At 41.5% G+C, this 23,397-nt stretch carries 19 protein-coding genes and 1 pseudogene; 12 read left to right on the forward strand and 8 right to left on the reverse strand.

What is annotated here, in order from left to right; translation table 11 throughout:
• Window positions 1-60: 60 nt before the first annotated feature.
• From H5092_RS09180 to H5092_RS09205, 6 genes and pseudogenes are all read right to left on the reverse strand, one after another.
• Window positions 61-795: a DUF5020 family protein gene (locus H5092_RS09180; protein WP_182733377.1), complete on the reverse strand. Its 735-nt coding sequence runs from the start codon at window positions 793-795 to the stop codon at window positions 61-63.
• Between the two features lie 29 nt (window positions 796-824).
• Window positions 825-2,200: pseudogene (locus H5092_RS09185) on the reverse strand (uracil-xanthine permease family protein).
• Between the two features lie 74 nt (window positions 2,201-2,274).
• Window positions 2,275-3,342, reverse strand: coding sequence for a BMP family ABC transporter substrate-binding protein (locus tag H5092_RS09190; protein WP_182733378.1), 1,068 nt, complete (start codon window positions 3,340-3,342; stop codon window positions 2,275-2,277).
• Between the two features lie 72 nt (window positions 3,343-3,414).
• A complete protein-coding gene (locus H5092_RS09195) occupies window positions 3,415-4,341 on the reverse strand; it encodes an ABC transporter permease (RefSeq protein ID WP_182733379.1) in 927 nt (308 codons plus the stop codon).
• Window positions 4,342-4,344: 3 nt separating this feature from the next.
• The gene (locus H5092_RS09200; RefSeq protein WP_182733380.1) at window positions 4,345-5,448 is read right to left on the reverse strand and encodes an ABC transporter permease; all 1,104 of its coding nucleotides are present in this window, start codon (window positions 5,446-5,448) and stop codon (window positions 4,345-4,347) included.
• The gene (locus tag H5092_RS09205) at window positions 5,445-7,004 is read right to left on the reverse strand and encodes an ABC transporter ATP-binding protein (RefSeq protein ID WP_182733381.1); all 1,560 of its coding nucleotides are present in this window, start codon (window positions 7,002-7,004) and stop codon (window positions 5,445-5,447) included. Before H5092_RS09205 ends, H5092_RS09200 begins: the two co-directional genes overlap by 4 nt.
• 198 nt (window positions 7,005-7,202) lie before the next feature.
• Between H5092_RS09205 and xdhA the strand changes: the two genes are divergently transcribed.
• From xdhA to puuE, 8 genes are read left to right on the forward strand one after another with little or no spacing between them, the layout of a single operon-like run.
• Entirely contained in the window at window positions 7,203-8,702 is a 1,500-nt protein-coding gene (xdhA, locus tag H5092_RS09210; RefSeq protein WP_182733382.1) for a xanthine dehydrogenase small subunit, read from the forward strand.
• Window positions 8,689-11,028, forward strand: a complete 2,340-nt coding sequence (xdhB, locus tag H5092_RS09215; RefSeq protein WP_182733383.1) for a xanthine dehydrogenase molybdopterin binding subunit — start codon at window positions 8,689-8,691, stop codon at window positions 11,026-11,028. The genes xdhA and xdhB overlap by 14 nt, the downstream gene beginning before the upstream one ends.
• The gene (gene xdhC / locus H5092_RS09220) at window positions 11,021-11,911 is read left to right on the forward strand and encodes a xanthine dehydrogenase accessory protein XdhC (protein ID WP_182733384.1); all 891 of its coding nucleotides are present in this window, start codon (window positions 11,021-11,023) and stop codon (window positions 11,909-11,911) included. The genes xdhB and xdhC overlap by 8 nt, the downstream gene beginning before the upstream one ends.
• On the forward strand, window positions 11,908-12,408 hold the full coding sequence (gene uraD, locus H5092_RS09225) for a 2-oxo-4-hydroxy-4-carboxy-5-ureidoimidazoline decarboxylase (protein WP_024606698.1): 501 nt from the start codon (window positions 11,908-11,910) through the stop codon (window positions 12,406-12,408). The genes xdhC and uraD overlap by 4 nt, the downstream gene beginning before the upstream one ends.
• The gene (gene uraH, locus H5092_RS09230) at window positions 12,405-12,743 is read left to right on the forward strand and encodes a hydroxyisourate hydrolase (RefSeq protein ID WP_182733385.1); all 339 of its coding nucleotides are present in this window, start codon (window positions 12,405-12,407) and stop codon (window positions 12,741-12,743) included. Before uraD ends, uraH begins: the two co-directional genes overlap by 4 nt.
• 2 nt (window positions 12,744-12,745) lie before the next feature.
• Window positions 12,746-14,110, forward strand: a complete 1,365-nt coding sequence (gene guaD, locus H5092_RS09235) for a guanine deaminase (protein ID WP_182733386.1) — start codon at window positions 12,746-12,748, stop codon at window positions 14,108-14,110.
• A gap of 5 nt (window positions 14,111-14,115) precedes the next feature.
• The gene (locus H5092_RS09240) at window positions 14,116-15,327 is read left to right on the forward strand and encodes a urate hydroxylase PuuD (RefSeq protein ID WP_182733387.1); all 1,212 of its coding nucleotides are present in this window, start codon (window positions 14,116-14,118) and stop codon (window positions 15,325-15,327) included.
• Between the two features lies 1 nt (window position 15,328).
• On the forward strand, window positions 15,329-16,261 hold the full coding sequence (puuE, locus tag H5092_RS09245) for an allantoinase PuuE (protein ID WP_182733388.1): 933 nt from the start codon (window positions 15,329-15,331) through the stop codon (window positions 16,259-16,261).
• Window positions 16,262-16,326: 65 nt separating this feature from the next.
• Here puuE and H5092_RS09250 read toward each other — a convergent pair whose 3' ends face one another.
• Window positions 16,327-18,828: a S8 family serine peptidase gene (locus tag H5092_RS09250; protein ID WP_154902977.1), complete on the reverse strand. Its 2,502-nt coding sequence runs from the start codon at window positions 18,826-18,828 to the stop codon at window positions 16,327-16,329.
• A 585-nt stretch (window positions 18,829-19,413) separates the two neighbouring features.
• On the opposite strand from H5092_RS09250, the gene H5092_RS09255 reads away from it, so the two are divergent.
• Genes H5092_RS09255 through H5092_RS09270 form a run of 4 tightly spaced genes read left to right on the forward strand, consistent with a single transcriptional unit; the run spans window position 19,414 to window position 22,544 of the window.
• Window positions 19,414-20,916, forward strand: a complete 1,503-nt coding sequence (locus H5092_RS09255; protein ID WP_024595595.1) for a curlin — start codon at window positions 19,414-19,416, stop codon at window positions 20,914-20,916.
• A gap of 41 nt (window positions 20,917-20,957) precedes the next feature.
• Complete coding sequence (locus tag H5092_RS09260) at window positions 20,958-21,356, forward strand: curli production assembly/transport protein CsgE (RefSeq protein ID WP_024595596.1); 399 nt, start codon at window positions 20,958-20,960, stop codon at window positions 21,354-21,356.
• Window positions 21,346-21,771, forward strand: coding sequence for a curli assembly protein CsgF (locus tag H5092_RS09265; RefSeq protein ID WP_024595597.1), 426 nt, complete (start codon window positions 21,346-21,348; stop codon window positions 21,769-21,771). The genes H5092_RS09260 and H5092_RS09265 overlap by 11 nt, the downstream gene beginning before the upstream one ends.
• Window positions 21,771-22,544 carry a CsgG/HfaB family protein gene (locus H5092_RS09270; RefSeq protein ID WP_182197166.1) on the forward strand — a complete coding sequence of 258 codons (774 nt, stop codon included), beginning with the start codon at window positions 21,771-21,773 and terminating at the stop codon, window positions 22,542-22,544. The genes H5092_RS09265 and H5092_RS09270 overlap by 1 nt, the downstream gene beginning before the upstream one ends.
• An 81-nt stretch (window positions 22,545-22,625) precedes the next feature.
• On the opposite strand, the gene H5092_RS09275 is transcribed toward H5092_RS09270, so the two are convergent.
• Window positions 22,626-23,315, reverse strand: a complete 690-nt coding sequence (locus H5092_RS09275) for a LuxR C-terminal-related transcriptional regulator (RefSeq protein WP_182733389.1) — start codon at window positions 23,313-23,315, stop codon at window positions 22,626-22,628.
• Between the last annotated feature and the right edge of the window lie 82 nt (window positions 23,316-23,397).

Below are 23,397 nucleotides of genomic sequence, written 5' to 3' on the forward strand. Positions count from 1 at the left end.
AATAAAAAAGCTACTAAAAAGTAGCCTTTAATTATTAATTAAATACCATTCAATTTGCTGTTAAAAATGCCATTTAACTAGCAAGTTTGGATTATGTTCGGTTTGCCCATCTACACCAAATTTATTTTTCCAATAAACATACTCAATACCCACATCAAGGCGGCCTGTATCTAAGCCGAGCATAGGGGCAATATTGTATTTAATCTGCGAGGTAAAGTTAAAGCCACCTTCACTTTTACCAAACATTGTGTCGGTGCTATCTACAATATCTAAAAAGCCATCGTATCTAAAGTTACCTTTGTTGTAGCCCCACGTGACTGTTATTTGGTTATTATCTTCACGTTGAATACCTATATCATCTTGAAAACGACGATAATAAGCCACATTAAAATATTGAAAGCCAGGTACATCAAGTGATACACCGCCCCCTAATAAATAGTTATTTTGATCCGTATCTCCCGAGCCATACTCTGTTTGTAGGCCTAAAAACACCTCTTTAACAAAGCTATTTTGTGGCTTGTAAAGAGTAGGGTTTATGTTTAGCTCACCGTACACTTCATCGGGATTACTTAGCCTATCCATAAAGAAGAACGTACTGCCCCAAGTATGTCCCGATGCATGCTCTATAGTAACAACACTTCTATCATCTTCAGTACCTGAAAACGGCTCTAGGTAGTCGGCTCCTGTCATTGCGGTAATACTAAAATCAGACCAAAGCTCTTTAGCCGATACACCTGTAGAGCACATTGTAATTGCAGTTACGAACGCTATATTTTTTATTATTTTGATTTTCATTGTTAATCCCTTTAATGATTTTTATTAGTTTAGTTAAGATGATCTGTACTTGCTGAGTAATTCTCTGGTAGTACCAACGTCATTATTATTGCGGTGATACCCGATACCGTCACTGCGCTACCAAATATAGCGGTAACTAACTTAGGTGCGTTTGCAAACAACTCTGGTACAAAACTAACACCTAGCCCGAGCCCTAAACTCACTGCAATAATAAGTAGGCTTCTGCGATTTATTTTTTCGCTTGCGAGTATTTTTACGCCCGCGGCGGCAACGGTGCCAAACATTACAAGCGTTGCACCGCCCAGAACAGGTTTAGGTATATTTTGTAATACAGCACCAATCACAGGAAACAAACCAAGAATGATTAAAATACTGCCGATCCACAGGCCTATATGTCTGCTGGCAACTCCAGTTAGCTGAATAACGCCGTTGTTTTGACTAAAAGTAGTATTAGGAAAAGTATTAAATAAAGCGGCAATCATCGAGTTAACACCATCACCTAAAATACCGCCGCGAATACGTGCTAAGTAACTAGGTCCTCTAACAGGTAACTTAGAAACCGCACAATTGGCAGTAATATCGCCTGTCGATTCAATTGCAGTAATAAGGTATAAAAAACCAAAGGCTATGAGTGCACCAAAATCAACATTAAAGCCGTATTTAAAAGGCAGTGGGATAGCAATTAGGTCAAATTCACCTAATTTAAAATTAGCGATACCTAATACAAACGCAAGTAACCAGCCAAGTATCATTGCAACTACCACAGCCGTTAGCCTCACCCATTGGTTTTTACTTGCATTAAGCAGCACCACTAAAGCAACAACCGAAAAACCAACAATTAAGTTGCTCGTTGAAGCAAATTTTTCAGGCATATTAGTAAGTAGCCATTGCCCGCCACCTATATCAGTCATACCTACTTTAATTAGGTAAATACCAATAGTAGTGATGACCACACCAGTAACTACTGGCTTAATTATTTTGCCTAATTTACTAATAAAAAACTAATAAATACTTCAACAAAAGCGGCCAAAAAGCACACTGCAAATATAGTGGCAAGGACCTCGTCGTTATTGCCTCCGGTGGCTTTAACGGTAAAGCCTGTTGCTAAAATAGTCCCTAAAAAGGCAAAGCTTGTACCTTGCACACATATTAATCCTGAACCCACAGGGCCAACACGCCGCGCTTGTATAACCGTGCCCACACCAGATACAAATAATGCCATACTAATTAAATAAGGTATTTCAGCAGCTAAACCAAGCACACCGCCAATAATAAGCGTGGGTGTAATAATACCTACAAAGCTTGCGAGTACATGCTGTAGTGCGGCAAAAAATGATTCAGTTACGCCTGGTTTGTCATCAACTGCATATATAATATCGTCAGACGAGCTTGTATTTATTGACATATAAACCTCTACGTTTTGCAAGTTAGCCACTGTATTTGTCTAAGTGATTAACTCATTGTTATTGCGTTAACCGCTTATTTAAGCTGCCCTTCAACGCCCTCAACATAAAAATCCATACCCAACAAGGTTTTGTCGTCTATTGTTTTACCCGCATCAATAATCAGCTCACCTTGCTGATTTTTTATAGGGCCAGTAAATGGATGAAATTCACCTTTACCAATTTTGTCTGAAATCGCGTTCACTTCACTCACAACATTACTTGGAATGTCTTTACTTAGCGGCGCTAAGCGAGTCATCCCTGAGCCTATCCCTTTCCATATATCTTGCGATTGCCATTTATCGTCAAGTACCTGTTGTACACGGTCTGCGTAAAATTCATCCCAATGATGAACCGCCGCCGTTAAATGTGCTTTTTTTCCGTATCCGCTCATATCTGAGTGGTAGCCAATAGCGTAAATACCAGCGGCTTGCGCTGCTTGCAGTGGTGCAGGCGAATCAGTATGTTGAGTAATAATATCAACGCCTTGATCTATTAGGCTATCGGCAGCTTCACGCTCTTTACCCGGATCAAACCAGCTATTAACCCACACTACTTTTACTTTTGCATTCGGCTTTATTGAGCGCAAGCCAAGCGTAAATGCATTTATACCGCGTATTACCTCCGGAATAGGAAACGCAGCAATATAACCAATACTGTCGGTTTTACTCATGTGCCCTGCAATAACACCTGTTAGGTAGCGTCCTTCGTAAATGCGATCAAAGTAAGTGCTTACGTTTTTTGCGCGTTTATAGCCTGTGGCATGCTCAAACTTTACATTAGGAAATCGTTTAGCCACTTTAAGTGTTGGGTTCATGTAGCCAAACGACGTGGTAAATATTAAATCGTGCCCGCTTTTAGCCAGTTGCGTAATAACACGCTCTGCATCCGCTCCTTCTGGTACGCTTTCGACAAAAGTGGTTTCTATTTTGTCGCCAAACTTTTCTTCTAGGTAGTGGCGGCTAGAGTCATGTGTATAAGTCCAACCGGCCTCACCTATGGGGCTTACATATACAAAGCCAACTTTTACGCTATCTTTTGCAATAGCAGATGCGCTTATGCCTAAACTCAATGCAACCCCGAGTGCTGTTATAAGTTTTTTCATTGTTATTCTCCGTGTTATATTTTTAATATCCTGTTGAAGCAGGTGATTTACCTTATTGATTTTGTAATTAATTTAATGACCCTTGTGCCAAGACTTACCTAGCCACATGGGTTCGTACATTTTTAATTTTTGTTTATTTTTGCTGAGCATAATCAGTACTATAAGCGTTGCACCATAAGGCAACATGGCCAGTAAGTTAGACTCCACAGCCCACCCAAAAGCCTGTGCCACTAAGTGCATAATGCTGGCAAAGCCAAATAAATAAGCGCCAAGCATTACGCGCTCAATACGCCAGCTTGCAAACACCACTAAAGCAAGGGCTATCCAACCTCGCCCTGCCGTCATGTTTTGAGTCCAAAGTGGTGTATAAGCCAACGACAAATATGCGCCCGCAATGCCAGCCAGTGCGCCGCCAAACATTACGGCTAAATAACGTGTACGCATTACAGGTAATCCTAAGTTATTACCCACACTTGGGTTTTCGCCAATAGCTCGTACTGCAAGCCCTGCTCTGTGGTATTTAAAAAACAAATACGCACCAAGCACTAAACCCCAACTTAAATACACAATGGCGTCTTGCGAAAATAGCGCTTTGCCTAAAACCGGAATATGCTCAAACCCTGCAATTGCTAAAGTAGGTAACGCGTTAATGGTTTTTCCCTCATAGTCAGCACCTAAAAATGCCGAAAGGCCTGTACCAAAAATAGTCAGCGCTAAACCTGCCGCTACTTGGCTAGCATTTAAATTAAGTGCTACAAAAGCAAAAATAAGTGAGGCCATAACCCCGACCAAAGCTGCTACAGTAAAACCAATAAATAGGTTGTCGCATTGGTACATAGTTATAAACCCTGCCACCGCGCCTAAGAGCATCATGCCTTCTTGCCCTAAATTTAAGGTGCCGCTTTTTTCGCATACCATTTCACCCAGCGCCACCAGCAATAAGGGGGTGCCTGTACGAATAGTGGCGTATAAAATATTAGTAATTACATCTAATTCCATGATTTAAGACTCCTGTGCAATATGTATTGGCTGCGCTTTTTGTTGTTTAAATGGCAGCGAAAATCTAAGGCGATAAGTAATAAGCACATCGCACGAGAGTAAATAAAACAGCATTAACCCCTGAAAAATACCGGTTATAGCGTTAGGTAATCCCATGTTAATTTGCGCAAGCTCACCTCCCATATAAATAAGCCCCATTAATAAACCCGCAAACGTAATTCCTACTGGGTGGAGTCGCCCTAAAAAAGCAACAATAATGGCGGCATAGCCATAACCGGGTGATATTTGCGGAACCAGCTGCCCAATAGGCCCAGCTACTTCGCCCGCTCCAGCAAGCCCCGCCAAGCCCCCGCTAATAACTAGCACTCCGGCAATTAATAATGCTCGCTTGTAACCCGCCATTTTGGCCGCGGATGCATCAAGCCCAAGTACTTGTATTTGAAAGCCTATAAAGGTTTTACTAATAAAAACCCATGTGGCGCATAGCGCCAATAACGCAAACGCCAGGCCTAAGTGCAATCGAGTACCGTCGAATAAAACAGGCAATAACGTGCTATCGCCAAACAATGCACTTTCAGGAAAGTTATAACCGTGAGGATCTTTGAGTGGCCCATGAACAGCCCACAGCAATACATTTACTGCTATGTAGTTGAGCATTATGGTGACTAAAATTTCATTGGTGTCTAAACGCAGCTTCATAAAAGCAGCAAGCCCCGCCCACAACATGCCACCAGCAATACCAGCGAGTAATGTAAGTGGCATTGCAAAAGCACTTGTTGAATCAACAAAGTTAACGGCTACAGCACTTGCACATACACCACCAATAAGCAGTTGCCCTTCTGCGCCTATATTCCAAACCGATGCTCTATAACAAAGCGCTAAGCCATAGGCGCATAGCAAAATAGGAATGGTCATTACAAGTAGCTCAGTTACACCATACCAATCGGCAACAGGTGCTATAAGCAATGTATACAAGGCATTTAAAGGATCATGCCCTAATAAGGCAAACACCACGTAACCGGTTATTAATGTGAGTAAAATAGCTAAAACAGGAGAGAGATAACTCCAAGCTGGTGAGCGTTCAACACGTGGTTCTAACTTAATCATGCGAGTGCCCCTTGTGGTGTGTGTACTTTAGGCTGGTTATTAAAAACATCGCTAAAGTCGCCAGCCATCCACTGCCCTAACTGCACAAGCGGTACGGTATCGGTATTTAAAATGGGAGACAGTTTGCCATCACAAATTGCGCCAATACGGTCGCAAATTTTATAAAGTTCGTCTAAATCTTCTGAAATAACGAGTACCGCACACCCTTCGTCGCGAAGCTTTAAAATAGCTTCATGTATCGCCACCTGTGCACCTATATCTACACCCCAAGTAGGGTGCGACATAACGAGTAGTTTTGGGCTTTGCTCTACCTCGCGACCAATAATAAATTTTTGTAAATTACCACCTGAAAGGCTAGCTGCATGAGTGCGAAAACTTGGCGTTTTAACCTTGTATTTTGTAATGATTTTATTAGCAAGCTCAGTAATTTTTTGTTTTACTAAAAAGCCATTTTTAACCAGCCCATTATCAAAACTAGTAAGCAGTGCATTTTGTGCTAAATCCATAGTGGGCACAGCTCCTCGCCCAAGCCTATCCTCTGGCACACATGCAAGCCCAAGGCGGCGCCTTTTTAGCGGGCACAGTGCATCAACTACGGTATTTTTAAATTTAATGGCGCTACTACTAGCTTGAATTTGCTCCCCCGAAAGCACTTTTAATAACTCTTCTTGTCCGTTGCCAGCAACACCCGCAATCCCCACTATTTCGCCTTGCTGTACTGCAAAGTTAATGTTTTTAAGGGGTGTTTCAAATAATGCTTGTGCGGCGGTGGTTAGATTATTAACGGTTAAAAAATCCGCAGTACCCAAAGCTCTGCGAGTTTGGTTACTAATTGGCGTGTTGTCGCCTACCATCAGCCTAGCAATTGACTCACTAGTTTCGTTTTTAGGAATACAATGCCCGCTTACTTTCCCGCCTCTCAAAATGGTCGCACTGTCACATAGCTCAATCACTTCGTGCAGTTTATGGCTGATAAACAGCACAGAGCAGCCTTCTTTTTTAAGTGACTTTAGGGTTTTAAATAATGCATCGACTTCTTGTGGAGTCAGTACTGAAGTGGGTTCGTCTAAAATAAGTAACTGAATATCTAATAATAAGCATCTAACAATTTCTACTCGTTGGCGCTCGCCAGTTGAAAGTGTTGATACCAGTCTATGGGGGTCTAATGGCATACCATAACGTGTTGATGTTTTCGTAATTCGACCCGCAAGCGTGCTGCTATGCCCTGCTAAATCACCTAACGCTAGTTCAATATTTTGGGCGACCGTAAGTGTTTCAAATAACGAAAAATGCTGAAACACCATTCCAATGCCTAAATCACGCGCATCAGCAGGCTCTTTTATATTCATTATACGACCGTTGAAAAACATGTCCCCTTGGTCAGGTTTAATCACACCATAAAGCATTTTCATTAATGTGCTTTTACCTGCACCGTTTTCACCTAATAAGGCATGCACTTCACCATGCTTAATTTTTAAGGTTACGTCATTATTGGCTATACATCCGGGATACTGCTTTGTCATTCCCTGCATAGTAAGGCGGTATTTATTATTCATTATTAGGGCCTATTTGTACTTAATGAGCAATTTAGCCTACTCAAAACATCAACTGACCAACCGGTCAACAATGGCATGGTAACTGCAATATACTTACCAAGATGAAAAAGTATTTTTCTTACCCGTGCGCAAACAACAAGAAAAAACATACGCCAAGCCTTTATGTATCAGGGCTTTATAAAAATTAAGGGGGTCTGTGTGATTCAATTTTTATTAAATAACACACCAATTGAAGTACAAGAATGTTCGCCAAGTCTCACCATTTTGGACTGGCTACGCACCAAAAAAGGGAAAGTGGGCACCAAAGAAGGGTGTGCAACTGGCGACTGTGGCGCGTGCACAATTTTAGTGGGTGAAGAGCGTATAAATGCAAACGGGCAAACTAGTTGGCAATACAAAACAATGAACAGCTGTTTATTGTTATTAGGTAATGCGCATGCAAAACATATAGTAACGGTAGAGGCTGTGACTACTGGCTTATACCCAAACTTAACCGATTTACATCCCGTACAACGTGCACTGGTAGAGTGCCATGGTTCGCAATGTGGTTTTTGCACGCCCGGTATAATAATGAGTTTGTTGGCTCTTTATATTAATGAGCCAACGTACCCTGGTAAAAAAGCGGTTATTCATGCACTTGGCGGTAACTTATGCCGTTGTACAGGTTATAGCCCTATATTACTTGCAGCCGAAAAAGCCTATAGCTATGAGCGTAAAGCTGAACCGTACTCAGCAATGGCCGCTCAATTTAAAGCATCACTTAATACGCAATATGATGACGATATTCCATTTTTAAAAAATGGTCCTCGTAAATTTTACTTACCACAAACTGCCCAGCAACTTGTTGAGCTAAAAGCGCTTTATCCTTATGCACATTTAGTTGCTGGTGGCACCGACTTTGCCATTGAGCTTAGCCAAAACATGCTCTTACCAGATGTAATTATCTCCCTTAGCCAAGTAAAGGAGTTTTGCACCTTGGCAGATAATAACGGTGAGTTACACATTGGTGCAGCACTCCCTTATAGCCAATTTGTTGAAGTATTTTATAACCATTACCCAGAGTCAAAAGAGCTATTTGAACGCTTAGGATCAAGCCAAGTACGTAACAGCGGCACGCTTGGTGGCAGCATAGGGAATGCCTCTCCTATTGGCGATCCCGCTCCCATTTTAATCGCTCTTAATGCATCAATGGATTTATTAAGCAGCGCTGGTACGCGCACTATTAAAGTTGCCGACTACTTCATTGATTACAAAAAAACGGTTCTTAAAAGCGATGAAGTAATTAGTAAGTTCACCATTCCAAAGCGCCCAGAGTCGCTAAAACTGGCCTGTTATAAAATATCAAAACGCTTTGAAGACGATATATCTACCGTGTGTTTGGTGCTTGCTATAGAGCATTCACAAAACATGATTACTCAAGCCCGCTGCGCTATGGGCGGTATGGCTGCTATTCCTAAGCGCGCACATCATATTGAGCAAAAGCTGATATCTCAATCATTACAAGTAAGTAGTTTTATAGACGCAGCAACGGCTATTAACGATGACTTTACGCCCATGAGCGATGTAAGAAGCAGTGCGCATTACCGCACCACGGTAAGCAAAAACTTATTACAACGCATTGGTATTGAGTTTTGTGAGCCACAAGCACGCAACAATAACAACATTGCCATTACGAGGATCTCACATGCGTCACTTTGAAATGGATAAACTAAAAGCGCAAGGTGGTAGCGTTGGAGAATCTAAATATCACGAAAGCGCTATTAAACAAGTTTGTGGCAGTGCAAATTTTGCCGACGATAACCCTGAGCCTTACGGTTGCCTGCATGCCTACCCAGTGCTCGCCCCTGTTACAAGCGGCTTTATTAAATCAATAGATACCAGTCTCGCACTGGCAGTTGAAGGCGTTAAACGTATTTTATCGGCCGAAGATGTTCCGGGTAAATTAGATATTGGCCCGGTATTTCCTGGTGATGTACTGCTGACCAGCCATGAAATTCAATACCACGGGCAACCTGTATTAATTGTCGTTGCCGACACCTATGAAATAGCGCGCCGCGCTGCACGCTTGGTGGTTATAGAGTGTGAGCAAACTACACCCATACTTGATATTAAAGAAGCCATTAGCAAAGAGCATTGGGTAAGGCCGCCCCATTCACTTAACCGTGGTAACAGCGAAAACGCCATTAATGACGCAACCCACCAGCTTAAAGGCGAAATAAGCATAGGCGGGCAAGAACACTTTTATTTAGAAGGCCAAATTGCGCTGGCGCAACCTGATAATGACGGGGGCATTCATGTTCAGTGCTCTACGCAACACCCTACTGAGGTGCAGCACTTAGTCGCTAAAATTTTAAAAAAGCCATTTAGCTTTGTAAACGTAGAAACCCGCCGTATGGGCGGTGCTTTTGGCGGCAAAGAAACCCAAGGCGCACCATGGGCATGCCTTGCAGCTCTTGCGGTTTACCACCTTGGCTGCGCAGTAAAAATGCGCCTAGCCCGTAGCGACGATTTTAAATTAACCGGTAAGCGCCACCCGTTTTATAATCACTATCATGTTGGTTTTGACGAAAATGGTTTAATAGAAGGTGCCGACATTACCGTAAACGGATTTTGTGGCTACTCGCCTGATTTATCAGATGCAATTGTAGACCGCGCCATGTTTCATGTCGATAACGCCTACTACTACCCAGCCGCCACAATTAAGGGTAATCGCTGTAAAGTAAATACCGTAAGCCATACCGCATTTAGAGGATTTGGTGGCCCGCAAGGCATGATTATGGGCGAGCTAATAATGGACGATATAGCCGCCAAATTAGGTAAAGATCCGCTTGAGATCCGAAAACTTAATTTATACAAAAAAGGCCGCGATACCACGCCGTACCATCAAACCGTAGAGCAACATATTTTAATAGATATGATTGCTCAGCTTGAGGAGTCGGGTGACTACTGGGCACGTAAAGAGGCTATTAAAGCATTTAACGTATCGTCACCTATTATAAAAAAAGGCCTCGCAATGACGCCGGTTAAATACGGTATATCGTTTACTGTACAACACTTAAACCAAGCCGGTGCATTAGTGCATGTATATAGCGATGGCTCTATACATTTAAACCACGGCGGCACCGAAATGGGCCAAGGGCTGAACACCAAAATTGCGCAAATTGTGGCCCATGGCTTTGGGGTCGATTTTAACGCGGTAAGTATTAGTGCTACGCGTACCGACAAAGTACCAAACACTTCACCAACAGCGGCCTCAAGCGGTACCGACTTAAACGGCATGGCGGCGCTAAATGCAGTAAACACAATAAAAGAGCGCTTAATAAACTTTATTACCGAGCACTTTGAAGTAGACAGCCAAAGTATTACATTTAAAGATAACCTCATTACTTTTAGTAAAGGGGAAATTAGCTTTAGCGAACTTGCGAATCTTGCTTACATGAATCGTATATCGCTTTCATCTACCGGTTATTACGCCACACCAAAAATTCATTACGACAGAGCCAAAGGTGAAGGCCGCCCATTTTTTTACTACGCTCACGGCGTAGCACTCAGCGAAGTAGATGTAGATACCCTAACTGGCGAAAACACGGTAACTCGCGTTGATATACTGCACGATGTAGGCAGTTCAATTAATCCAGCTCTTGATATAGGCCAAATTGAAGGCGCCTTTGTGCAAGGTATGGGCTGGCTAACAACCGAAGACTTACAATGGAATGATAAAGGCCAGCTTGCAAGCTTTGGCCCAGCCAACTACAAAATACCAGCCATTGGCGATACCCCTGCCGAATTTAACGTCAATCTTTATAACTCAGCAAATCCAGAAACCACCGTGTTTAGATCAAAAGCCGTAGGCGAGCCGCCATTTATGCTGGCCTTTAGTGTATGGAGCGCCATTCGTAATGCAATAAGCAGTGTGGCTGATTACAAATACACCGCCCCACTGGATACACCCGCAACCCCAGAGCGAGTATTGAGTGCAATTGAGCAAACCGCTAGCTGGTTTAAGGAGCATCAACATGACTAATTTAAATGAGTCGTTTCAGGGTTTTCATACGCAAAATTGGGCGCAGGCTATAAACGAGCACGAACAAAGCGGCACTAACTATGTAATTGCCACGGTACTTGGCACCAATGGCTCAACCCCACGCGGCACAGGCTCTAAAATGGTAATAAGCGGCGAGCATATTTACGACACCCTTGGCGGTGGCCATCTTGAGTACGTAGTAATAGAAAAAGCCCGCGAACTACTTTCCAAAGGCGAAGCCGCCCAAGTAATTGAGCAATTTAACCTAGGTGCAAATTTAGGCCAGTGCTGCGGCGGGGCTGCCACCGTTATGCTTGAATGCATGCAATGCGAGCGCTTTACCTTAGACATTTATGGCGCAGGCCACGTAGCACAGGCGCTTATTGGTATATTGGCACAACTACCTATGCGCATACGCTGGATAGATAGCCGCGCCGATGTATTCCCACAGGCTATTCCAAATAACGTAGTAAAAGTGGTTGATGAAGAACCAACAGAGCAAGTAAAACGTGCGCCTAAAGCTAACAACTACTTAATATTGACCCATAACCACCAGCTCGACTTTGCACTCACCCAAGCCATTATTAAACGCGCCGATGCCAATTGGCTTGGTGTAATTGGCTCTGACACTAAAGCCAAACGCTTTAAGCAGCGCCTAGCACATCGCGATTTTACAGCCGTTCAAATGCAGCAAATGACCTGCCCTGTTGGGCTTAATAACATTTCGGGCAAATTACCAATGGAAGTGGCTATTTCGATTAGTGGACAGCTAATTGGCCTTTATCAGGCTATGCAAACCCAAGAGCCAAAACGCCAAGGCTTGCAATGGCGCACACTAAAAAATGCCTTAATTAGCACCACGCAAGAGGAAGTAAACGCATGAGTAGTTTACAAATAAATACGCTAAATGATGCACAAGTAAAACAAGCACTTGAGCATTGCTGCGCGGCCCCTAACTGGGTGGCGGGCATGGTAAAAGCAATGCCATTTAAAAGTGCTCAGCAGCTGTTTGAATGCGCACAAAGCACATGGGATAACCTTGGCGAAAGCGACTATTTAGCTGCCTTTGAAGGCCACCCGCAAATAGGCGACTTATCAACCCTTAGCAAAAAATACGCTGCTACCGCACAAAAAGCGGGGCATGAGCAATCGGGTATGAGCAAAGCAAACGAAGCCGTACTTACCAAAATGATTGCCCTCAATAAAGAGTACCTGAACAAGTTTGGCTTTATTTTTATTGTGTGCGCCACCGGTAAAACGGCCGAACAAATGCTCGAACTCATAGAGCAGCGCATACACAACACCCGCAGTACAGAGCTAAATATAGCCGCGGGCGAACAAGCCAAAATAACAAAAATAAGATTGGAGTCACTGCTATGAGCAAAAGCCCTATAACCACCCATATACTTGATACCAGCACCGGAAAACCAGCAGCAAACGTTGCTGTTAAGCTATTTAAACTTACAAATAACAAATGGGTACAACTAACCCAAGGCAAAACAGATTCCGATGGGCGTATTACCGACTGGCTAAATACAGAAGTAGAATTTGCAACTTATAAGCTAGTATTTGATTTAGATAGTTATTACCAAAACCAACCTACCCCTGCGTTTTACCCAGAGGCACAAATAACGTTTAGATTACAAGATACTAAACATCATCATATCCCATTGTTGCTTAGCCCGTTTGGCTACTCTACATACAGAGGTAGCTAATAATGAGCACACAAAACAATAATGACTTAACAGTAGTTTGTGCCGATATACTCGACTTTGTTGACGACCCTGCCATTGCTGGCGAAAACGCCCATCGTTTTTTTGAAAAAGGCGCATTAGTTATCAAGCACGGCAAAGTAGTTAAACTTGGCTATGAGCACGACATACTGCCTACAATTGATAAATCAGCGCGTGCTATCCGCCACGATGGCAAACTCGTTATGCCTGGTATGATTGACACACACATACATTTGCCGCAAACCGAAATGGTAGGCGCGTATGGCGAGCAGCTTTTAAGTTGGCTCACCGAATACGCCTTCCCAACCGAAAAAAAGTTTACCTGTGAGCATTATTCAAAAGAGATATCTAACCGCTTTTTAGACGAGCTGCTGCGCAATGGCACAACCACTGCCCTTGTATTTGGCACTGTGCATCCGCAATCGGTTGATGCGTTTTTTAAAGAATCACAAAAACGCAATTTACGCATGATTGCCGGTAAAGTAATGATGGACCGTAACTGCCCTGACGACTTATCTGATTGCGCGCAAACAAGTTATGACGAATCTAAAGCCCTCATCGAAAAATGGCACAATATTGATAGGTTAAGCTACGCAGTTACACCGCGTTTTGCCCCCACATCAACCCCTGAGCAACTTCAAAAATGTACTCAGTTGCTTGAAGAATACCCAGACACCTACCTGCATACACACTTATCTGAAAACAAAGACGAGTGCGAATGGGTAAAAGGACTATTTCCAGAAGCCGAAGATTACTTAGGCGTGTACGAGCAAGCAAAAATGGTACGTAAACGCTCAGTATTTGCCCATAGTATTCATTTATCTGAGCGCGAGCTATGCTGCCTTGCAGATAACAATGCGGCAATATCGCACTGCCCTACCTCAAACCTATTTTTAGGATCAGGACTTTTAAATTTAAAAGCCTGTGAAGAGCACGGCATAAACGTAGGCATGGGTACCGATGTAGGCGCGGGAACAAGCTTTTCTATGCTACAAACAGGTAACGAAGCGTACAAAATTCAGCAATTACAAGGTCAAAAGTTTTCAGCATTTAAAGGGTTGTATTTAGCAACACTCGGCGGTGCTAGAACGCTCGATTTAGAAGGGACAATTGGTAATTTTGAAGCCGGTTGTGAAGCCGATTTTATTGTAATGGATTGTTCAGCAACCCCATTTTTAAAATTTAGAATACAGCATGCCAAAACCCTGCATGAAAAATTATTTGCAATGATGATGTTAGGCGACGACCGCTGCGTTGAGCAAACCTACATTATGGGTAAAAGTGTGTATAAGCGCGATGATAACAATCAATTTTCAGACACCCGCTCACCGGTATTAGAAGAGGCTTAACCGTTATGGAAAACTATTTATTTGAGCTTGCTCATTTAGTACTGCGTTATTTTCATGTTATTGCTGGTATAGCATGGATTGGCGCTTCATTTTATTTTGCATGGCTTGATAACAACCTACAAACACCACCGCAGTGGAAAATAGATAAAGGCATAAAAGGCGATTTATGGGCCGTGCATGGTGGTGGCTTTTACGAAGTGGCTAAGTATCAAAATGGCCCTGAACAAATGCCGCATACTTTGCACTGGTTTAAGTGGGAAGCCTACACAACGTGGATCACCGGTATATTACTATTTAGCTTACTTTATTATGTTGGCGCCGATGTGTATTTAATTGATAACAGTAAAAGTGAGCTAAGTAAATTTGCAGCTATTGGCGCATCCCTTGGTTTTATTGGCTTAGGTTATGGTGTTTATCGTTTATTGTGTAAAACCTCACTGGTCGAAAACGGCAAAGTGTTTATTGCTGTAGTTATTGGTTTATTAGCTCTGTGGACTTTTGGGGTTGATCAATTATTTAGCGACCGCGCTGTGTATATTCATGTAGGTGCACTTATTGGTACTTGTATGGTTGGCAATGTGTATCACATTATTATGCCAGGGCAACGCTATATGGTAAGTGAAGTAGAAGCCGGTAGAATCCCTGATTCAGCGCCAGGTTTAAAGGCAAAGCTGTGTTCTATTCATAATAACTACGCCACGTTACCTGTGGTATTTATAATGCTGAGCAACCACTTTCCTTATACCTACAGCCACAACTTTGGCTGGCTTATTTTAATTGCGCTGTTTGGTATTGGTATGTGGATACGCCATTATTTTAACTTAAAACATCAAGGTATTAATAAACCCTCAGTACTTGTAAGCGGTATTGCAGCTTTTTTTGCTCTTATGCTCGCCATAGCCCCTTGGCCCAGTACACCAACAAATGCAGGCGAAAGCGCGCCTTTACAAACAAGTATTACCGACGCACAAGCGTGGGATATAATTAGCAAGCACTGTACACAGTGTCACAGCGAAACACCCACCTCTGAGCTTTTTCAAACCGCGCCGCTAGGCTTTAAACTCGACTCTATTAGTGATGTAAAAAAATCCAGCACGCTTATTCATACCCGCGCGGTTATAACCAAAGATATGCCACTGGCCAATATGACCAAAATGACAGACACAGAGCGCGAAACGCTAGGCGCTTGGCTCTCAGCACTTAAAGAGGAGCAATAAAATGAGCGAGCAATTTAAAAACTACCCGCGCGATTTAATTGGTTATGGTCCAGATGTACCCCATGCAAATTGGCCCAATAAAGCACGTATTGCCTTGCAAGTGGTATTAAATTACGAAGAAGGCGGCGAAAACTGCGTGCTGCATGGTGATGCAGCGGCCGAAACGTTTTTATCAGAAATAGTCAGTGCCCCGCATGTTGAAGACCGCCATATAAGCATGGAGTCTATTTACGAATATGGCTCACGCGCTGGCGTGTGGAGGCTACTGCGTTTATTTAAAAAATACGATATACCGGTCACCATTTTTGCAGTGGCGATGGCCCTTGAGCGCCACCCCGATGTAGCTAAAGCCTTTGTTAAAGCGGGCCACGAGATTGCAAGCCATGGCCTGCGCTGGATTAATTATCAAAATATAGATAAGCAAACCGAACGCGAGCATATGCAACAAGCCATTGATGTCATTAAAAAGCTCACAGGTAAAAAGCCCAAAGGCTGGTACACAGGGCGCACAAGCCCTAACACAGCAGCCCTTGTGGTAGAAAATGGCTCGTTTTTATATGATGCCGACGATTACAGCGACGACCTACCTTTTTACAGTATTAAAGAAGGTAAACCACAGTTAATAGTGCCCTACACGCTTGATGTAAACGACATGCGCTTTGCTGCCGTGCAGGGCTTTAATGCCGGGGATCAATTTTATAATTATTTAAAAGATGCATTCGATACACTATACGAGGAAGGCGACCCAGAAGGTGAAAACGCCCCAAAAATGATGTCGATAGGTTTGCATTGCCGCCTAATTGGCAGACCAGGAAGAATAAAAGCATTAGCACGGTTTTTAGAATATGCTCGCTCGCATGATCAGGTTTGGTTTGCCACACGTGAGCAAATAGCCGAGCACTGGCTTAAAACCCATCCGTATAAAAAAGCATAGTTTATATTTTTTTAAAACATAAAAAAAGCCCAGCAATGCTGGGCTTAAAGTCACTTTAGGAGTAGTTAGTTAAATGAAACCGTAATGATGTTAGAACATACATTTTCAGTTACACATAATTGGTAATCGTACGATGGTAATGTAGCACCACGTACGTAGTCGCGGTAACGACCTCGGTCAGCAGTAGTATCTACAAGCTCACCATTACGGTAAACACTTAGTGATTCAGCGCCAACACTTTCCCAACTAAGCTCTACACGCATAGTATCAAGGCGAGACTTATTAGCACGTTTTAAGGTAATTTCTAGCTCTACATCACTTACAACAACCGTTTGAGTTGATGTACTTGTATTGCCTTCACTGTCTGTTACCGTTAGTTCTACATCGTAATTACCTGATGCTGCATACACATGCATAGGGTTTTGATCAGATGATGTTGCACCATCGCCAAAGCTCCAGCTCCACTGTGTAATATCGTTATTTGAATCAGTGCTTGAATCAATAAAGTTAACTGTTAAGCCTTGTGTCTCAACGTCAAAACTAGCACGTGGTGGTTGTGGGCTAACTTCGCCAATAGCGCTTAGCGTTAATGACCAGCCATTAATTGTGCCGGTATCGGCTGCAGCAGTATCTTCTACTTGTAGTGTCCAATCGCCTGTAGCAACTTCGCCGTTAAATGATTCAGAAGTAAAGCTTCTAACTATGTCGTCGTTTGAACCACCCACATTGCTTTGTAGCGTTACTTGTGTGCCTTGAGCAGATACTAACTTAACCACTAAGTCGCCTGAGTAAGTATGCGAAATATCTACATCAGCAGTAGTACCAAATACTGTTAAGTCATCAGGAACATTAATTACTGACACTGCACCTACTGGCGAGTTATCAGGAATATCAACACTTGTGTTACTGCTGTAAGTAAAGTCGTTTAAGCCAACAGGTTGAACCATTAATTTAACTGACTGCTCTTTAACAATATCACCAGCTGTAGCTGTTACAGTAAGCTCGTATTCGCCCCACTGAGTGTTAGTATCGGTTTCAACATTTAGCATTACTTCATCGCCTGGGCGCGCTGTAAGCGATGATAAATAAGCGCCGCCTAATGTTGTTGATAACTCAAGCGTTACTTCTTCATCCCATTCGGCAATTGAACCAATTGTAAATGTGTAGTTAGTAGCTTGGCCTGCTTCAATTTGTTGCGTAAGTGGATCGGCTGATATTTTAAAGCCAGGTGTAGGGTCTGCATCAATAAGCGCTTGGTTAACATTAAGACGAGTACCTGCAACCGTTACACCTTGTAGCGCAGCATTTGCATCGCCAGAGTTCATTAGTAAATCTTTCAGCTCTTGAGTGCTAAGCTCAGGATTAATTGACAACACTAACGCTGCAGCACCTGCTACATGTGGCGTTGCCATAGATGTGCCAGAGTAAGATGCATAGCTCTCACCTGGTGTAGTTGATAAAATAGCACTACCCGGCGCGCCCATATCAACGCTTGTTAAACCATAATGTGAAAACCATGAAATACCATCGGTTTGATCCGTACTTGCAACCGATAATACACTTGCGTTTTCGTAGTTAGATGGGTAATGCGGGTTAACATCGTTATCAATAGTATCGTTACCAGCTGCGGCTACAAAGAGTAAATCCGCCGCTTCGCTTGATGCAATTGCATCTGCTAGTGCTTGGCTGTAACCGCCACCACCCCAGCTATTATTTAATACGCGTAAGTTAACGCCTGAGTTTTTAAGGCTAACCATGTAATCAATACACTTAATAGCGTCTGATGTTGAGCCATTACCCGCAGCATCTAAAAACTTACAACCAACAAGTGATACTTCATGGTTAACACCTACAACACCAATACCATTGCCACCACTTGCGCCAATAGTACCTGAAACGTGTGTACCATGGCCTTCGTCATCCATAGGGTCGCCACTGTCAGTAATGGCATTTATACCATGCACGTCATCTATAAAACCGTTACCATCATTATCAATACCATCTCCTGGTATTTCGCTGCTATTTACCCACATATTGCTAGCTAAATCACTGTGGCTGTAATCAATACCCGTATCAATTACACCTACCACTACATCGCGGCTACCTGTCGAAATATCCCATGCTTCTACTGCATCAATATCAGCGTCTGCTGTACCACCCGTTTGGCCATCATTATTTAAGCCCCAAAGCTCATCAAAACGAGGATCATCTGGCGTACGTGCAATGCTTACTTGGTAATCAGGCTCTACATATTCAATAGCTTGATGAGACTTTAAAAGCGCAATTGCGTCTTTAGTGCTCATTCCCGACACTTTAAACTTAGCTAAGCGACCTGAAAGTAAAGACGTATAGCTGTCATCAAGTTCATCTTTATTTAGATCAGTAATTTTAGCTTTAACTAATGAACGAGCCTGCTTACGCATTTCTTTCGTTGCATTACTTTTATATTTAACAATTATAGAATCACTGCTAGCAGTTACAGATTGCTTTACACCCACATCAGGAACTTTTGCAGCTGCTAAGCACGGAAGTAAGGCAAGAGTAATAATAGATAATTTTGTTTTCATTGTTCTATCCATAGTTTTTTTTGGGTTAGCTTAGATGCTCTAAGCACGTTCTTTCACTATTTCGAGTACAAGGGATCACATGGCATACCCTAAGGAAACAACCAAACTAATCATTTAACAAGTTAAAAAATAAAAACGTTGTTAAAACCAACAATTTTGACCAGTTAAAGTATAAAAAAAACACTAAAGACAGACCTTTTAATGAAATTCACGCAAAGCCATTTACCTAATAAAGGGTCGGAGATTTTTACTGCTTTTAGATTGAATTAATAAAAAACCTCAACAACCGCACCATAACCCACTGAAAAATAAAAATTAAAAAATTGGTAAAAAATGATGATTTCAGAAAATACATTTGAGGAATACAGTAATTGGGTACTTAATAATTAACAGTTATTAAACGTAAGTTAAAAATAATGACAAAGCGTTTAGTGATAATTATTAACTACATCGAAAAATTTTACTTTAAGAGCTTTTCAAGCGGATCACAAAACATTATATCGGCACGGCATGCTGACACAGCAAATACCTTATAAAACCTATAAAATTTAAGGTGTTTGGTTTTAATATTTCAAGGAGAAAATAATGAAGTTGAACAAATCACTTTTAAGCTGCGCAGTTGCAATTGCAATGGGTACTAGCTTTGCTTCTTATGCAGATACTAACAACAAATCAGCATCAAGCTCAGAACTTGCTACCAACGTTTCTGTAGCAAGTGTTGAAAACTCAATGACTCTTATCCAAACTTTTAATGAAAATACTGCACTACTTACACAAGATGGTGATAGCAACACCATGCTTGTAACAACAACCGGTAATAATAACGAAACTGAAGTTGTGCAGAGCCAATTTGGTAATTATGCTGAAGTAATCACCACAGGTGACAACAACTTACAAGTATACAGCCAAGATGGCGTTGCTAATGGTTTTATCTCTGAAGTGACTGGTAATAATAATATGTTATTTGTTTCACAATTTGGCCAAGGCTTTTTTGTAAATAATGAAGCGATTAATATTGTAACTGGTGATGATAATATCATTGATGTTGAACAAGGCACTGGTGGTCACTGGTTCTACAACATGGATATGCAAGGTAACGCAAATGAAATTACCTCACTGCAAACCGGTGAATGGCATGAAGCAGAAATTACGATGCTTACAGGCGACGAAAATACTCTTGATTTAGTTCAAGACGGTTATTGGAGTACCTTTAAAGTAAGTAGTTTACAAGGCAATGACAACGAGCTTGAAGTTGAACAAGTAGGTGATCGTAATGCTGTAGCATTTAGTGCAATTTCTGGTGATGCAAATGAAATTGAAATTGAGCAAGATGGCTTAACTAATGCGGTAACGTTTGCAACTGTAATTGGGGACGACAACCAAATAGATTTAGATCAAGAAGGTTCACTTAACACAATTGAATCAAACTTATTTGAAGGTTCTAATAATGAGGTTTCAGCAACACAAGTTGGCGCTGAAAACTTAATGACAGCCGATTTAATTGGTGACAACAACGAACTAACTTCAATGCAAAACGGTGATTTAAACGAAGCCTACATGGGTGTAATTGGTTCAGACAATGAATTTACATCAGCCCAAATAGGTGATTTAAACTCGATTCACTTAGCTAACTTTAACGGCTCTGGCAATGATGTTGATTTAGTACAAGCTGGCGATGAAAATGCCGTACTTGTTCAATCTTCATACCCAGATGTAACGCTTACATCTAACGATAATGACATCGATATTGCTCAAGACGGCTCTCAAAATGAAGCAATTGTTACCCTTGCTGGCATTTTAGATAGTAATAATAACCAAATTGATATTGCACAAAGTGGCACGTTAAACCTTATTGATATGATGGTTGAAGGCAATAACCACAGCATTGATATTTCACAAACAGGTGAAGGTAACTGGGTTACTGGCGTTGAACAATCAGCATTTTTAGTTGGTGGTGAAAACGTATCGTTTAGTGTTACTCAAATTGGTAACGACAATATTGTTGAAGGCTCAGTAATTGGCTTTGACAGCACTGTATCTGTTACCCAAATTGGTGATGGAAACGCAGCAACAATTACTCAAATGTAATTGTTGAGGTGGGGAGAGCGACCCTCTCCCCTTTTTAAATTATGAAAAAAAATATTAACTTTAATCGTTACCTACTCACACTTTTCCTATGTTTTTCTGGGGCAACTCATGCTGCGGATGAACTAGAAATAGATGGCTTATTACTTGATAGAAGTATTAGCCGCTTTGGTCATCAATTTTATTATGAATTTTCAAACTACTGGCGAGATCTCCCTTCAACAGCTGGTTTTAATATTGAAATAAAAGAAACAGTAATACCAAAAGCGGGTACACAACTTTCTTTAATAATGAATAACCAACTTGTTTACGCGACTTATTTAGGTCGCAGATTAGAACCCCTCGATGAACGTGTTGAGCAAGCTGTTTATACAGTAATAGATGCAATGGCTCGCTCAAACATGGCTGCATCAACACCAGATATGGCTAAAGATGGATGGTAAAATGAAAAAAATAGCCCTTATAATAATAACAATATTAAGCTTTTCAGCTTCCGCGACTGAAATAATTTACACCCCAATAAATCCAAGCTTTGGTGGTAATCCACTCAATGCAAATATGCTGCTGAGCAAAGCACAGGCTCAAAATAAGCACAAGGCTCCGGTAATCGAAAAAGGTTACGCTGAACAATTTCAAGACTCTTTAGAGCGCACTTACTTAAACCGCATGGTAAGAGAAATTACCGATATGGCTTTTGGTGAGGATATTGAAGATAGTATTTTTAATCAGGACTCAATTTTTATGAGTGGTGATTATCAAATTGAAGTTATAACCAGCACAACCGATTCTATTACAGTAAAAATAACAAACATATTAGATGACTCTGTTGTGATCATTGAAGTACCGAGGTTTGGATAATGTATAAACTACTAATAACAATAACATTACTGGGTTTGAGCGGCTGTACAAGTTTAGGTAAGCTTATTCCACCATCACAGCAAAAAGCAATTAGCCTAGAGCCAACTGAATTATTTGCAGACTTAAAAAACTTACCAAAACCTGTTGGCAGCATTCCGGTATCGGTCTACTCATTTAGAGACCAAACAGGTCAATACAAACCACAAACTAACGTTAGTTCGTTTTCGACTGCCGTTACACAAGGTGCTAATTCAATACTCGTACAAGCACTGCATGAATCTGATTGGTTTACACCTGTTGAGCGTGAAGGTTTACAAAACATTTTAACTGAGCGAAAAATTATTCGTGCAGGCCAAACTGATAACCCTAACCAGGCTGAGTTACCTCCACTTACCACAGCTAAAATCATTTTAGAGGGCGGTATTATAAGCTATGACACCAATGTAAAAACGGGTGGGTTAGGTATGGAATACTTTGGTATAGGCGCATCTGAGCTTTACCGTGAAGATGCTATTTCAATTTATCTACGCGCTGTGGATGTTCGTACAGGCCAAGTGTTGCTTAGTGTGGCCACCAGCAAAAAAGTATTAAGCCAAGAGATGCGTGCAGGCTTTTTTAGATACGTAAGCTACAAACGTCTAGCTGAAGCTGAAGCCGGCTTTAGTGACAACGAACCTATGAGTATTTGTGTAACTCAGGCAATAGAAAAAGCACTGACAGACCTTATAACAAAAGGCATTGATAAAGGCTTATGGGCTAAAAAAGTGAGCTAATTACACAGGCCGTCATAACAAATAAAAAAGGCTACTAACAGTAGCCTTTTTTATAGGAAAAATTGAGATTATATATGCTATTTATTTAGCCATTGGTAATAAAACAGAAACGTAACGCTGAGCCCAATTCGCAAGCTCTACCCTGTTACGTGAGTTAGTTTTTTTAAACGCACTGTACAAATGTGTTTTTACAGTGTGGTCGCTAATGTTGAGCTTATCAGCAATTGTATTGTTACTCGCACCTTGTGCAATTAAATGAATAACGGACTTTTCTCGCTTTGTTAAATGATCGTAATCGTCCTGCTTTAATTCAATGTCGTCATGTAGGTTATTAAATGATGATGCCACGGCTAAAATGTCGTTAAAAGCTTTTGAAATTACTTTACGCGTAAACCAAAGCTCGCCAGTATCAACACGAACTAACCCTTTAAAAATATCTTCTGGCGCATCAGATTTATAAAAAACACCATTAAAATGGTTAAGCAATAAGTTTTGCTCGCACACATCTTCTTTATCAACATTAAAGATAACAACACTATGGTGTTTAGCTAAACAAATAAGGTCTGCGGGAATGAGATCTTGCCATTTGCTTTTAGCACCATCTATTAAAAACAAATCATAATTTGCACGCTGCTCAGCTTTAGGAATAACATCGTCCATTTTAATATCACCAAACAAGGCCTGTAGTGTTCTTAAAATAGTAGTGTAGTTGTGTGAATGAAAAGATGATTGAAATGTAGTTTTTACGAATACTGAGTTTTTATGGGGCATAAATTTCGTCCTTGAAACATTTACACTACATTACCTAAATCAAATACAACTTACAATGAGATTTTGGTATTAAAATTAAGTT

The organism is Pseudoalteromonas sp. SR41-7 (assembly GCF_014163935.1).
GTDB classification, from domain to species: Bacteria; Pseudomonadota; Gammaproteobacteria; order Enterobacterales; family Alteromonadaceae; genus Pseudoalteromonas; species Pseudoalteromonas distincta.

What these genes read in the sequence shown, in the direction of transcription:
- H5092_RS09180 (WP_182733377.1), bottom strand. Translation starts at nt 795, where the DNA reads ATGAAAATCAAAATAATAAAAAATATAGCGTTCGTAACTGCAATTACA.
- H5092_RS09190 (WP_182733378.1), bottom strand. Translation starts at nt 3,342, where the DNA reads ATGAAAAAACTTATAACAGCACTCGGGGTTGCATTGAGTTTAGGCATA.
- H5092_RS09195 (WP_182733379.1), bottom strand. Translation starts at nt 4,341, where the DNA reads ATGGAATTAGATGTAATTACTAATATTTTATACGCCACTATTCGTACA.
- H5092_RS09200 (WP_182733380.1), bottom strand. Translation starts at nt 5,448, where the DNA reads ATGATTAAGTTAGAACCACGTGTTGAACGCTCACCAGCTTGGAGTTAT.
- H5092_RS09205 (WP_182733381.1), bottom strand. Translation starts at nt 7,004, where the DNA reads ATGAATAATAAATACCGCCTTACTATGCAGGGAATGACAAAGCAGTAT.
- xdhB (WP_182733383.1), top strand. Translation starts at nt 8,689, where the DNA reads ATGCGTCACTTTGAAATGGATAAACTAAAAGCGCAAGGTGGTAGCGTT.
- xdhC (WP_182733384.1), top strand. Translation starts at nt 11,021, where the DNA reads ATGACTAATTTAAATGAGTCGTTTCAGGGTTTTCATACGCAAAATTGG.
- uraD (WP_024606698.1), top strand. Translation starts at nt 11,908, where the DNA reads ATGAGTAGTTTACAAATAAATACGCTAAATGATGCACAAGTAAAACAA.
- uraH (WP_182733385.1), top strand. Translation starts at nt 12,405, where the DNA reads ATGAGCAAAAGCCCTATAACCACCCATATACTTGATACCAGCACCGGA.
- guaD (WP_182733386.1), top strand. Translation starts at nt 12,746, where the DNA reads ATGAGCACACAAAACAATAATGACTTAACAGTAGTTTGTGCCGATATA.
- H5092_RS09240 (WP_182733387.1), top strand. Translation starts at nt 14,116, where the DNA reads ATGGAAAACTATTTATTTGAGCTTGCTCATTTAGTACTGCGTTATTTT.
- puuE (WP_182733388.1), top strand. Translation starts at nt 15,329, where the DNA reads ATGAGCGAGCAATTTAAAAACTACCCGCGCGATTTAATTGGTTATGGT.
- H5092_RS09250 (WP_154902977.1), bottom strand. Translation starts at nt 18,828, where the DNA reads ATGAAAACAAAATTATCTATTATTACTCTTGCCTTACTTCCGTGCTTA.
- H5092_RS09255 (WP_024595595.1), top strand. Translation starts at nt 19,414, where the DNA reads ATGAAGTTGAACAAATCACTTTTAAGCTGCGCAGTTGCAATTGCAATG.
- H5092_RS09260 (WP_024595596.1), top strand. Translation starts at nt 20,958, where the DNA reads ATGAAAAAAAATATTAACTTTAATCGTTACCTACTCACACTTTTCCTA.
- H5092_RS09265 (WP_024595597.1), top strand. Translation starts at nt 21,346, where the DNA reads ATGGATGGTAAAATGAAAAAAATAGCCCTTATAATAATAACAATATTA.
- H5092_RS09270 (WP_182197166.1), top strand. Translation starts at nt 21,771, where the DNA reads ATGTATAAACTACTAATAACAATAACATTACTGGGTTTGAGCGGCTGT.
- H5092_RS09275 (WP_182733389.1), bottom strand. Translation starts at nt 23,315, where the DNA reads ATGCCCCATAAAAACTCAGTATTCGTAAAAACTACATTTCAATCATCT.